10 protein-coding genes are annotated in these 12928 nt (G+C 60.7%); 4 read left to right on the forward strand and 6 right to left on the reverse strand.

What is annotated here, in order from left to right; translation table 11 throughout:
• Positions 1–75: 75 nt before the first annotated feature.
• On the reverse strand, positions 76–1362 hold the full coding sequence (gene purD / locus IP81_RS15690) for a phosphoribosylamine--glycine ligase (protein WP_054108960.1): 1287 nt from the start codon (positions 1360–1362) through the stop codon (positions 76–78).
• Between purD and xseA the strand changes: the two genes are divergently transcribed.
• From xseA to IP81_RS15705, 3 genes are read left to right on the forward strand one after another with little or no spacing between them, the layout of a single operon-like run.
• A complete protein-coding gene (xseA, locus tag IP81_RS15695; RefSeq protein ID WP_054108961.1) occupies positions 1361–2839 on the forward strand; it encodes an exodeoxyribonuclease VII large subunit in 1479 nt (492 codons plus the stop codon). The genes purD and xseA overlap by 2 nt on opposite strands.
• 26 nt (positions 2840–2865) lie before the next feature.
• Positions 2866–3069 carry a DUF2093 domain-containing protein gene (locus IP81_RS15700; protein ID WP_054108962.1) on the forward strand — a complete coding sequence of 68 codons (204 nt, stop codon included), beginning with the start codon at positions 2866–2868 and terminating at the stop codon, positions 3067–3069.
• The gene (locus IP81_RS15705) at positions 3066–3938 is read left to right on the forward strand and encodes a M23 family metallopeptidase (RefSeq protein WP_054108963.1); all 873 of its coding nucleotides are present in this window, start codon (positions 3066–3068) and stop codon (positions 3936–3938) included. The genes IP81_RS15700 and IP81_RS15705 overlap by 4 nt, the downstream gene beginning before the upstream one ends.
• Positions 3939–3941: 3 nt before the next feature.
• Here the strand turns inward: IP81_RS15705 and IP81_RS15710 are convergent, their stop codons facing one another.
• From IP81_RS15710 to IP81_RS15730, 5 genes are all read right to left on the reverse strand, one after another.
• The gene (locus IP81_RS15710) at positions 3942–5741 is read right to left on the reverse strand and encodes a hypothetical protein (protein ID WP_054108964.1); all 1800 of its coding nucleotides are present in this window, start codon (positions 5739–5741) and stop codon (positions 3942–3944) included.
• Positions 5738–6130 (reverse strand): GtrA family protein, encoded by a 393-nt coding sequence (locus IP81_RS15715; protein ID WP_369800767.1) that lies wholly within the window; start codon positions 6128–6130, stop codon positions 5738–5740. The genes IP81_RS15710 and IP81_RS15715 overlap by 4 nt, the downstream gene beginning before the upstream one ends.
• 29 nt (positions 6131–6159) lie before the next feature.
• A complete protein-coding gene (locus IP81_RS15720; RefSeq protein ID WP_054108981.1) occupies positions 6160–7728 on the reverse strand; it encodes an NAD(P)/FAD-dependent oxidoreductase in 1569 nt (522 codons plus the stop codon).
• Between the two features lie 155 nt (positions 7729–7883).
• Positions 7884–8555 carry a PilZ domain-containing protein gene (locus IP81_RS15725; RefSeq protein ID WP_054108965.1) on the reverse strand — a complete coding sequence of 224 codons (672 nt, stop codon included), beginning with the start codon at positions 8553–8555 and terminating at the stop codon, positions 7884–7886.
• A gap of 126 nt (positions 8556–8681) precedes the next feature.
• Positions 8682–9737 carry a phytase gene (locus IP81_RS15730; protein WP_054108966.1) on the reverse strand — a complete coding sequence of 352 codons (1056 nt, stop codon included), beginning with the start codon at positions 9735–9737 and terminating at the stop codon, positions 8682–8684.
• 156 nt (positions 9738–9893) lie between these two features.
• On the opposite strand from IP81_RS15730, the gene IP81_RS15735 reads away from it, so the two are divergent.
• Complete coding sequence (locus IP81_RS15735; protein WP_054108967.1) at positions 9894–12719, forward strand: TonB-dependent receptor; 2826 nt, start codon at positions 9894–9896, stop codon at positions 12717–12719.
• The last annotated feature ends 209 nt before the right edge of the window (positions 12720–12928 follow it).

Below are 12928 nucleotides of genomic sequence, written 5' to 3' on the forward strand. Positions count from 1 at the left end.
CGAGCGAAGTCGAGACACAGCTCGTGAGTGTCTCGACTTCGCTCGACACGAACGGACTTGGGTGAGACCGGGTACTTAAACCCCGCCCTCTTCCCGCTCAATCTCGCGCCAGCCGATGTCGCGGCGGCAGAAGCCATCGGGGAGGGTGATCGCGTCAACCGCCGCATAAGCCAGATCGCGCGCCGCCTTCACGCTAGGCCCTTTGGCCGTCACGTTCAGCACGCGCCCGCCGCTGGCGCTTAGCACGCCGTCGCCTGAAAGCGTGGTGCCTGCATGGAATACTTTGGCACCGCCTGCCTCGGCTGCGGGGATACCATCGATCCGCCCCCCCTTTTTGGGCGTGCCGGGATAGCCTTGCGCCGCCATCACCACCGTCATCGCCACGTCGGATGAATAGCGTGGCGGTTGTAGCGCTGACAGCCTGTTGTCAGCACAGGCCAGCAGCAGTTCCACAAGATCACCTTCGAAGCGCATCATCAGCACCTGGCATTCGGGATCGCCAAAGCGCGCATTGTATTCGATCAGCTTGGGGCCTTCGCTGGTCAGCATCAGGCCCGCGTAAAGCACGCCCGAATAGGGGTTGCCTTCGTCCGCCATGGCTTTGACGGTGGGCGCGATGATCCGCGACAGCGTTTCGGCTTCGAGTTCAGGCGTCAGCACGCGGGCGGGGCTATAGGCACCCATGCCGCCGGTGTTGGGGCCGGTATCGCCATTGCCCACGCGCTTGTGGTCTTGGGCAGAGCCGAACGGCACGATGGTCGCGCCATCGGTCAGCGCAAAGAAGCTCGCTTCCTCGCCGATCATGAATTCCTCGATCACCACTTCGGCACCGGCGGAACCGAGCGCGCCGTCGAACATGTCGTCCACCGCAGCCTCGGCCTGCGCCATCGTCATCGCCACGACCACGCCTTTGCCCGCCGCCAAACCATCGGCCTTGATCACCACCGGAGCGCCAAAGCGCGTCAAAGCGGCGCGCGCCTCTTCCAGCGATTTTGCGCGGACATAGCCTGCGGTGGGGATGCCGGCGCGCTCGCACAAGTCCTTGGTAAAGCCCTTGGACCCTTCAAGCTGCGCCGCCGCACGGCTCGGGCCGAACACCGAAAAGCCTGCCGCGCGCAGTGAATCCGTCAACCCGTCGACCAGCGGTGCTTCGGGGCCAACCACGATCAGGCCGATGTGCTGCGTCTCGCAGAACGTCACCACGCTGGCGTGATCGGTCAGTTCCAGCGCCACAATCTGCGCGTGATCGGCCACGCCCGGATTGCCGGGGGCGGCATAGAGCTTGCCCAGCAGTGGCGATTGGGCCAGTTTCCAGCTAAGCGCATGTTCGCGCCCACCAGACCCGATCAGCAGGATATTCATGGCATTCCCTTCCGCGCCCGATAGCGATGACGACATCAACGGTTCTGGCGGGCTCCTAGCGAGGGAATCGGCTGGCGACAACGCTCCGGCCCTTTCCATCTCCGAGATTTCGCAACTGCTGAAGCGCACGGTCGAGGATCGCTTCGGCTTTGTGCGCGTGCGGGGCGAGCTTTCGGGCGTCAAACGCGCAGCTTCCGGCCACTTGTACCTCAGCCTCAAGGATGAGAACGCCAAGCTGGACGGGGTGATGTGGCGCGGCGGCGTGCAGAAGCTGGGCTTCCGGCCCGAAGACGGCACCGAGGTGATCGCCACCGGCAAGCTGACGACCTATCCCGGCCGTTCGAATTACCAGATCGTGATCGACCGGATGGAGATCGCGGGCGAAGGCGCGCTGCTGGCGCTGCTGGCCAAGCTGAAAGCGCGGCTTGAGGGCGAAGGCCTGTTCGATCCGGCGCGCAAAAAGGCGCTGCCGTTCCTGCCGCGCGTGATCGGCGTGGTCACATCGCCCACCGGCGCGGTGATCCGCGATATCCTGCACCGCTTGTCTGATCGCTTCCCCACGCGCGTGATCGTCTGGCCGGTGCTGGTGCAGGGCCAAGGCGCGGGCGCGCAAGTGGCCAATGCCGTGCGCGGCTTTTCCGATATGCCCGCAAATGGCCCGATCCCCCGCCCCGATCTGGTGATTGTCGCGCGCGGTGGCGGCTCGATCGAAGATTTGTGGTGCTTTAACGAAGAAGATGTGGTCCGCGCGGTGGCGGAATGCACGATCCCGATTATCAGCGCGGTGGGCCACGAAACTGACACCACGCTGTGCGATTTCGCCGCCGATTTGCGCGCACCCACCCCCACCGCCGCTGCCGAACTCGCGGTGCCGGTGCAGGCTGAACTGGCGGCTTTCGTTGCCGATCTTAACGCCCGCCAGCGCCGCGCGCTCGCCCGCCAGCTGGCGCAAGCCAAAGAGCGGCTTGAAGCGCGCAGCCAGCGCCTGCCCCAGCCACAAGCGCTGTTGCAAGGCCAAGCCCAGCGCGTCGATGATCTGGGCGACCGCTTGCGCCGCGCGCTGGTCCACCGCACCGAAATTGCCGGATCGCTGCTTGCGCGCCATGCCGGAGCCTTGCGCCCGGCGCTGCTATCCGCGCGGGTATCGCGAGAGCGGGAGCGACTGGCCGCGCAACGCCTGCGCCCCGAAACGCTGCTTCAGCGGATCGATCATGCGCGCGGAAAGGTCGATGCGCTCGACCGTTTGCGCCGCTCGCTTGATCCAAAAGCCCCGCTCGCACGCGGCTATGTGCTTGTGACCGCGCCCGATGGCCATGTCGTGCGTAACCGCGCCGATGCCGCGACGCACCCGGCGCTGCGTATCGAATTTGCCGATGGTACGCTCGATGTGGCGACCGATCTGGCGAACCCGCCACCACGCCCCGCGCCAAAACCGCGCCCGGCTGCTTCCCGGCCCGGCCAGCAGGAATTGTTCTGAAGCCACAAAGGCGCTAGGTTACCCCCATGTTGATGTCCCAGAATGACCGCCTTGCGCGGATGCACTATCTCCCCGGTGGTTTGCGCCAGTTGTCCGCAGGCGATCACGTGATCTGCGCAGTATCGGGCGTAAAGATCCCGCTCGATATGCTGCGCTATTGGTGTGCGCAGCGGCAGGAAGCCTATGCTTCGTGCGAGATTTCCACGCGCCGCCATCTTGAGGGCCAATGATCGACCGGCGGGACTTTATCCTTGGCAGTGGCGCGGCTGTCGCGGCCCTGTCGTTCGGCGATAGTCCGGCCTTTGGCGTCAGCCCTGCACTGCCCATCGCCATCGATCCCGGCGGACGATTGACGCAAGGTGGCTGGTTGCGCGGACGCGTGGCCCCCGGCATTCGGGCATTGACGCTCGATGGCCAGCCCGTCCCGTTTGCCAGTGACGGCAAATTCCTGATCGCATTTGATCGGGATTCCGGCCCTGCCGCGCAATTGCTGGCCGTTCAAACCAACGGCAAAAACTTTACCCAGCCGCTGACCATCAGCCCGCGTGGCTGGCAGATTGAACATATCAACGCCGCGCGCCGCCCCGGCGGCATCACCGACGAAAACTATGCCCGCCTGCGCAAGGCCGAACTGGCGCGCATTTCCGCCGCGCGCCGGATCGAAACGAGCGCGCAAGGCTGGCGGCAAGACTTTGTCCGCCCCGCGCCTGGCAGATTCTCGGGCCGGTTCGGATCACAGCGCGTCTATCGCGGCGTGCCGGGTGCCTATCATTCGGGCCTTGATATCGCGGGCGGCGCGAACACGCCCTATGTTGCGCCCGCCGATGGCGTGGTGATCCTTGCCGCCAGCGCGCCGTTCAGTCTGGAAGGCAACCTGCTGATGATCGATCACGGCATGGGGTTGAACAGCGCGTTCCTGCACAGCGCGCAATTGCTGGTGAAGGAGGGCGATGCGGTAAAACGCGGGCAGCAGATCGGACGGATCGGCGCGACAGGCCGCGCCACCGGGCCGCACCTTCACTGGTCAATCAAATGGAACGAGCGCCGGCTTGATCCCTTGCTGATGCTGCCGGTACAGCCAGCCCCCGCCGCGCGTTAAGACCTATCGGACGGATGGCGGCGCGGGCAAAGGCCGCACTTTCCACATCCTGATACCTCCCGATGCTCCCAGCGGTACAGGCTCTAGCCAGGCAGGTGCTTTTCCTGCAGCAAGGTGCGCCATGAAGCCATCGGGAGCCAGACGGCGGTAAAGCCGCGCTTCGCCATCGGTGGGGCAGATCACCACCAGTGTGGCTTTGCGACGTGCGATGATCGCCCGCGCGCCATGATCCGGCCCCAGAAACGCGACCAGCGAATCGCGTATCGCGGCGCTGGCGCGGTGATGTCCGGTTGCCACCACGGTATGCGGTGTGTTCACCAGAATGACCGGGCCAAGATCAATTCCGGCCAGAATGATCGTCGCGGGCTCTTTGGCCAAAGCGGGCAAGGCTTTGGGCAACTTGCAAAGCCCCGCCGAGCTTGGCCGGGCGGGTTGGCTCATCACCGCTTCGCCAGCAAGGCCTATGGCCACACCCGGCACCAGCAGCACCACCAGAAACACCATGCGCAACAGCCGCCGCATAATCAGCGGATCGGCCTGCCACGCGGCCACTTGCGCGCGGAATTGCCAGGCGGCAGGAATGGTGGCGAACAGACAGGACACCGCCGAGGCGCGCGTCACCAGCAAGCCGACTACGGTGGCGCCCGCCAGCAACAAGCCCATATCCAGCCACCAGTCGCGGCTCTCCTGATCTTGGGCATTGCGCCACAACCGCCAGCACGCGATCAGGCCGAACAGCGGCAGCAGCATCATCGTGGCACTCACCAGCAGGACTTGTCGCCACACCGGCAGCCCTTCGGCCACCGAATCGAGCCATACCCGCTTCACCAGCGGGTCCAGCGCGGCAAAGGCATCCATCCCGATACATTGCGGCGCGCGCAAGCCCATTATCGCCAGCGCGCCAAGCCCGATCAGGCCCAGCATTATCAGGCTCAGCGCAGCCGGACGGCGGCGCAGGCGCGGCATCAGCAAGGTGCAACCGGCAGCGCACCACAGCAGCGCCATCACATGCACCGGCGAAATGGCATCGCAATGATCCGCCAGATCAGACAGTCCGCGCGTCAACAGGAACAACGCGGCGCTGCCAAGGCCCAGGCTGGCCATATAGGCACCCAACCATTCGCGCTGGCCGCGCAACATCCGCAAAGCGCAAACGCCACCAAATATAATCGCCAAAGGTAGCGATTCCAGCGAAATCGCCAAGGCCAGCGCCAGCGCCAATCCGGCTACAGCCCCGCCTACACGCTGCCCGCGCGAGGCCATGCCATTCAATGCCACCAGCGCGAGGACGAATTGCCAGCCGTGGTGATCGATGTTCAGCGGCATCATCCGCACCGAGGCAGGGATTGCGGCCACGACCATCTGCGCGGCAATAATTCCTGCCATCTTGCCAAACTGGCGCGCCGCCAGCCGTGCGCTCAGCAGCATGGCAGCCGCCAGATTGATCAGCGGCACCATCACAGTGGCTATGATCTCGGCCTGCGCCTGCCCCAAAAACGGGCGGAAAATCAGGATGATAGCGGCCAGCGGCACATCTACGATGCGCGTCCAGTGCATCGCCACGCCATCGGGCGGTGCAATCCGGTATTGGTGAAGATCAAACCAGCCCTGCCCGTTCAGCAAATCACGCACTTGCTGCATCCGCAAGGCATCGTCGGCGTCCATGAAGCCGGTCGGGCCAATATTGCCGCGCATCGCAATCAACATCAGCACCGAGGTGATTGCCCACAACAGCAATACTGCCAGCACCGGCGTGGTCGCACGCTCCCTGGTCGAAGGCGCTCCGGCCTGAAGCGCTCTCATGAGAACACGATCCGTTTGCGCAGCAACCACGTTGCTGCAAAGCTAATGGCAATGGCGATGATCTTGGACAGCCGGGAATCAACGCCCAGTACGGTCCCCATGCCCACTATCAACGTGGTCAGCACAAGGCCCACCAAAGCGGACCCCACAAACAGCGCCTTCTGGCGGGTGCGGGCACCACGCTCTTCGGCCACGCTATCTGTAAACACCGCGCGGCTTGAAAGCAGCCAATGCGCGACAATCCCCAACGAATAGCCCGCCGCCGAGGCGAGTACCGGCACCACCCCAAGCGCCAGAAGCGCAAGGAACGATACCATGTCGACCGCCAGCGCGCCCACACTGGCCAGCAGGTAGCGCAACAGCATTATGCGGCGCAGACGGTCAATCATCGGCGGCATCATCCCGGTTATAGCTTGGATCAAGCGGCCTTTGACGAGACAATCCGTTCCGGCACATCGCGCACCGATGCCAGCGCTGCGGCCTGATCGGGCGTCACGGCGACACGGGTCGGGATCACCTTTTCGGCACCCTCGTCGCCGGCTTCATGATATTCGGCGTCTTCGTTCACGCACCACGTATCATAAATGCGCGCGCCTGCCGTAATATTTTCGACCGTCAGCATCGCGGTCATCATCGCGTGATCCTGATTGTTATAGCGGTGCATCCCGTTGCGGCCCACAAGGTGCAATGTCGGGTGCGCTGCTTCCAGTTCGGTGCGCATCGCATCAACATTGGCCGCATATTCATCGTCGTAAACAGGATAGGCCTTTTCCTGCCGCACCACCACGCCGCCAATCACTTTGTCCGGGCTAACAAGGCCCAGGATCGCCATTTCGCGGGTCGCCAGTGCAACCAGATCATCGTCTGTTGAATCCCACAGCGCATCGCCTTCAAAGCAGAAGTATTCCAGCCCCACGCAGGCCACGCTTTCATCGGGCACCATTTCGGGCGACCACGAACGGAAGTTCTGGATGCGGCCCACTTTCACTTTGCTATCGTGGATATAGATCCAGTTGTCGGGAAACAGCTCTTCCGAACGGATCTTCAGCGCAACGGTCAGGAAATCGCGATAGCGCAGCCGGCTCGCCTCCAGCGATGACGCGGGCAGCGGGTGCAACCGCGCCGCCAGTTCGCGCATCGGCGCAGAACTTATGGCATGCGCCGCCTCGATCACCACTTCTTGCCCGTCAGCGTCACTGGCCGATAAGCGCCAGCCACCCTTGCCATCGGCGGCCAATTGCTTGAACGCATGGCCCATCAGCACTTCGCCTTTGCCACTGGCCACGATCTTGTCGCGCGCGGCATCCCACATCATGCCGGGGCCAAGGCGCGGATAACGGAAGGTTTCAAGCAGCGTCTTGGTCTGCATGCCATCGTTCGGACGCTTGTTCAGGCCAAGGCTGCGCTTCAGGCCATCGACCACCGCGCCCCAAAGCGACAGGCCCTTGATGCGCTGCGCCGCCCAATCCGCGCTCATTTCATCGCAAGGCATGCCCCACACCTTCTCGGTATAGGTCTTGAAAAAGATCGAATAAAGCTTTTGGCCGAACTGGTTGATGGTCCAGTCCTCAAAGCTTTTCACGTTGCGATTGGGAAACGCCTTGGCCTGCGCAAAGCTTAGCATGCACAAAGTGGACCGGACGATCCCCAGATTCCACAACGCTTCGAACGCGCGCAAAGGGTAGGAGTAGAACTTGCCCTCATAATAGATGCGGCTCATCCGGGGGCGCTGGATGAAATCGTCGGGCAGAATCTCGTTCCACAAATCAACGACTTGCTTCGATTTCGAGAAAAAGCGGTGGCCGCCGATATCGAAACGATAGCCTTCGTGTTCCACGGTGCGGCTGATCCCGCCAACGTATGTCTGGTCTTTTTCGATAATCGCAACCGATAGCCCGCGCTTCGTCAGAAGATAGCCTGCGGTCAGCCCTGCCGGGCCTGCCCCGATGATCGCCACGTCCACCGTGCAGCTGTCACTTTTGCGCATGCCGTTTGTCCCGGTCTGGCTCCCTGCCAGGATCTCACCGTTCACCATCGAAACCCCCGTTCAAGCGCTATTCGCCGGAACCCAGAGGTGAACAAAAATGGCTAAAACTTGGTTAACGCGCGCGCAGTGAAGTACGAAAATTGCAGGCTTTGGCCCTATCTTGGCGACATTGCGTCGATGGCTGGACCATCAGCAACGCCATCATGCTCATCCGGCTGCAACGGCGCTGCGATCTGGGCCAGTTCATCAAGTTGGAAGGTCTGCTCAAACAGCAATCCGTAATGGGGATGTTTGCGCCAGCGCACTTTGGCATAAATCGTGGGCAGTGCCCCCGTTTCAATCCGGACAAGCTCGTTCAACAACAGCCACTTGTCGCAAACGACCTTGGCCCCGCGTTGCGATATATCCGCAAAGGTAACATTAACCGCCGCGCCGCCCGAATAAAGCATGGCATCGAGTTGCACGCGCAAACGCACCTGACGCTTGGGAAAGGCACCGCTGCTCTCGTCGAGCAAGCTTTCAAGGTTGATATCGCCCAGAAAGCGCAAACCGGCATAGTCGCCGTCCCGCCAGACCAGTTCTACCGGATAGCGCTCGCCATTGCTCGCCTCGACAGCGATGGCGCTGTAGTAGTCTGGCAACGGCGTGAACAGGCGGACTTTGACGCCCATGGTTGATGCATCGCGAATGATGCACAGATATTCGCGGGCCTCATCAATGACCAGTTTAGCCGCGCGGATGAGCAAGGTGAAACGCGGTGAAACGCGGTGCTCCTCATCATTCCGTCCGCCCGAAACAGGCCGATTCTGCTCGTCTTTGCTGGCCAAGCGTAATCCCCTTGCGCGATGCTCTCGGCAGAAGTCGGGGCTGACAAAGGCCCCGGTCTGCCCAGTATAACCCCGAAAGTCCTACTTCGGGGTTAACCACATTTGGACATTAGAGAGCTGTAATACTTATTCGGCGAGTTTCACCACCACTTTGGACCAATCCACCAGTTTGAAGTTCTGTGCCGCAGGCGCATTGTTGCCGTCTTGCGCCACAAACAGTCCGGCACGATAGGCAGGGCCGAAATCGCCCAAGGCCAGTTCGATACCATCGGTATCACTGGTCGCACCATATTGGCCCGCTGCAATGCGGAATCGCTTACCCGCCTTGGCCGTGTTCAGATCAAGCAGGACGTATGCATTGTCGCCCTGACTCGAGGCCACCAGCCAGCCGCCGCCCGCGCCTTCGGGCGCAAGTGCCAGCCCTTCAACGTCGTCGACCAGCCCTTGCTCTGCCCCCACTTTGGCGAAAGCGGTTGCAGCAAGATTCGTCGCGCGCAGATCAACCTTCCAGATGCCGATATCCTCTTCGGCCACATAAAGCGTGCCGGTGCGGTCATCGACCACGCAGCCTTCCGATTGCGTGGCAAACTTCACATTGCGCAAGTATTCAGGCTTGATTGCGCCATCACGTTCGACAAGGCGGCTTTCGGCAACCGTGCCATCTTTCAGCACCACATAGGCCCGCGCCAATTCACCATCAGCCAGCGCGCCACCCATGCAAAAGCCATAGGCTTCGGCAGGTGCATGGCCCGCTGGCAGGAAACTCTGCGCACCCAGCGTGGTCAGCTTGCCGCTCGCCCCATCCAGCCGGAACAAGGCGATGCGCGGCTCGGCGCGGTCGGTCCGGTCACTGGCCGCCACCACGATCACGCCGGGGCGCACTTCGCGCAGATCGACGTTGTTCAACGCGCCCGCTGCTACGAAATCACGGACCTTGCCATCAAGCCCGTAAACATAAAGCCCAGCCTTCTTGTCCGTGCCAACAATCAAACTGGCGGCAGGATTAGCCGAATTGCGCCAAATCGCGGGATCATCTGCCGCATCCGCCGCTGCCGTGCCAACCGGAGCGGTTTCGCCGGACGCTGTAATATCTATGGCAGGATAGTATGGACGCGGCGGAGTCATTACTGCGGCACATCCAGCAAGTGCCATTAACGACCCAACAATCGCAAACGAACGCATCACACACCTCAATTCGTTTCTCTGCCTTTACCCATGGCCTATCGGTCAACCAAACGCTAGGTCATTGATATATTGTCATATTAATGACATAAAAATGCAGCCCCACTGTAACGACGTGTCGCCATAGCGTTCTTCATAAATACAGGGAGTCACACTATGATAACAGTCCGCACTTGTCGGGCTGCCAGCCGCGTGCTTGCAGTTCTGATGGCAACAGCCGCTTTTCCAGCATTAGCCAATACTGTAACGGGTCTTGTACTTGATGATAGCGGCACGCGCCCGCTAGCCGGTGCAGAAGTTCGCATCAGTGGTTCTGACCGCGTTACCCAAGTTGATGGCGAAGGCCGCTTCCGTTTTACAGGCGTTGCCGCCGGTAATTACAATGTTACTGTCAGCTTCGCAGGCGCCAAGGCGCAGACGCAAGAAGTTTCGGTCGTCGATGGCGGCGTGCGTGAGCTTTCCTTCGCGATGGCACCTGAAGGCTCGGCCGGATCGATGATTCTGGTCATGGGCCAGCAAGCAACCTTGCTCTCGGCCATTTCGCGCCAGCGCGGTTCCGATACCGTCACAACCGTTCTCACGCGCGATTCCATCGGCCAGTTCCCTGATCAGAACGTAGCAGAATCGCTGCGCCGTGCGCCCGGTATCAATGTCTTGAACGATCAGGGCGAAGGCCGATTCGTTTCGGTGCGCGGTCTGGCTCCGGGCCTCAACTCCTCATCGATCAACGGCAATCGCGTGCTGTCCACCGGCGGTGACAACCGCGATGTGGCGCTTGACGTTGTGCCCAACGAGCTGATCGAATCGATCGAAATCAAGAAGTCGCTGACACCGGATATGGACGGCGACACCATTGGTGGTTCGATCGACATTCAAACCACCAGCGCATTTGACCGCAAAAAGGGCTTCATCGGCCTTGTTGCCGAAGGCGGCTACAATGAACTGGCTGATCAATGGTCGCCTAAGTTCTCAGGCAACTTCTCGCAACCGATCACCGAAAACTTCGGCATCGCAGGCGGCGCAAGCTGGAACCGTCGCCGCTTTGCCACTGACAATATCGAAGCCGATGGGTGGGTCACCACCGATGCTGGCGTCGAATATGCCGAAGACCTTGAATACCGCGATTATGACGTGCAACGCAATCGTTGGGGCGGCAACCTCAGCCTTGATTGGCGTCCATCAACCAGCACCACGCTGTATCTGCGCGGTCTTTATTCGAAGTTTGATGACACCGAACTGCGCCGCCGCTTGGTATTCGGCTTCACTGAAGAACCAGCCTCAGCAGCAGGCAACGCCGTTACCTTTGATTCCGCCGATGGCCGCATTCAGGTTCGTCGCGATTTGAAGGATCGCCGCGAAGTACAGTCCATCGCCACCGTATCATTCGGCGGCAAGACCGAAACCGGCCCTTGGACAATCACGTATGACGTCGCCCGCTCCTATGCCGATCAGCAGGAAAACGGCTCAATCGATCCGATCCGCTTCCAGCGCCGCTTCCAAACGCCCGGCGCGCTCGGCGTAACGGTTGACTACGAAGATCTGCAACGCCCTGCCTACAGCGTCAACTTTGGCAGCGCAGGGTTCCTGAACCCAGCTGGTTACGGCTTCACCCTGCTTGAGCGCACAACCCGCGAAGACGCCAAGGACAAGGAATGGAGCTTCCGCACCGACGTTGCGCGTGAATTCGCACTGGCAGGCGGTGACTTTGAACTGAAAGCGGGCGCAAAAGTCCGTCTGCGTGACAAGCGCCAGAACTTCATCATCGACTTGTTCGAAGGCGTGAACGGTGGCCTCAATCTTGGCAATGTTCTTGGCACCCAGACATATACCCTTGCAGATATTGGCCCATTGCCAGATCTCGCACTGGTGCGCGCCTTTGCCGCCAGAACGCCCGATGCGCAATTTGATCGCAATGATCTTGAAAGCGATTTCGTTGCCGCCTCTGAAAGCTTCCGCGCCAAGGAAGATATCTACGCAGGCTATGTTCAAGGCCGCCTCGATACCGGCGCTCTGCGTCTGATCGCCGGGGTTCGCGTTGAACACACCAAGCAAAACCTGACCGGTAGCCGCACTGACATTGTCGAAGAGGGCGGCACCCGCAACGGCGTTGTGCTTGATGAAGACACCTTGTTTATCGCACCGGTGAACTTTGCGCGCAGCTACACCAATGTCCTGCCAAGTCTGAACCTGCGTGCTGATCTTGCCAAGAATGTGGTGGCCCGCTTTGGCGCGTTCCGCTCGCTCTCGCGCCCAAGTTTTGGCCAACTGGCACCGCGCTTTACATTGTCCGAAAACGAAGACGGTGAACGCGAAGGCACTTTTGGCAACCCCGATCTGCGCCCCTATAAGGCTTGGAACATGGATGCCACGCTCGAGTATTACTTCTCGAACCAGTCGGTTATCCAAGGCGGTCTGTTCTACAAGTCGATTGATGATTTCATCGTCACCTCGCGCCAATTGGACGGAACTTTCGCTGGCATCGATTTCACCGAAGCTGATATCCCGGTAAACGGCGATAAGGCCGAGGTGTTTGGCGCTGAATTCAGCTACAGCCAAGCCTTTACGATGCTGCCAGCGCCATTCGACGGCCTCGTTACCAACATCAACTATACCTACACCAACGCGCGTGGTGATGTTTTGGGCCGCCGCATTCCGCTGCCACAGGCATCAAAGCACACCGCCAACTTCGTGCTGGGTTATGAAAAAGGGCCGATTTCGCTGCGCGCTGCCGCCAGCTATCGTGATCAGTTCTTGGATGAATTGGGCGAAGATGCTGAATTTGATCGATATGTCAGGCCACTGTTCCAGATCGATCTTTCGGCCAAGTATCGCATCAACAAGGCGTTCCAGTTGTTCTTCGAGGTCGTGAACCTCAACAACGCCGACTTCACGGCTTACAACAACGGCCCAACCCGCCGCCGTTTGCTGCAATTTGAAACCTACCAGCGCACCTTCAAGGGCGGCATGCGCGCCAACTTCTAATCCATCAAAACCACACAAAGCCACAGCCCGGTACGCGTTGCACGCGTGCCGGGCTGTGGTGCTTTTGGCGGCTACGCAAATGGAGGGCTTGGTGCGGACGGCGGGACTCGAACCCGCACGATCAAAGATCAAGGGATTTTAAGTCTGCTTACATAGGATGCCATTTTCTACCTATATAGCCGTAAATATCTGTAAATAAGATATTTTTA

Origin of the sequence: Novosphingobium sp. AAP83 (genome assembly GCF_001295795.1) — a bacterium.
Lineage (GTDB): Bacteria > Pseudomonadota > Alphaproteobacteria > Sphingomonadales > Sphingomonadaceae > Novosphingobium.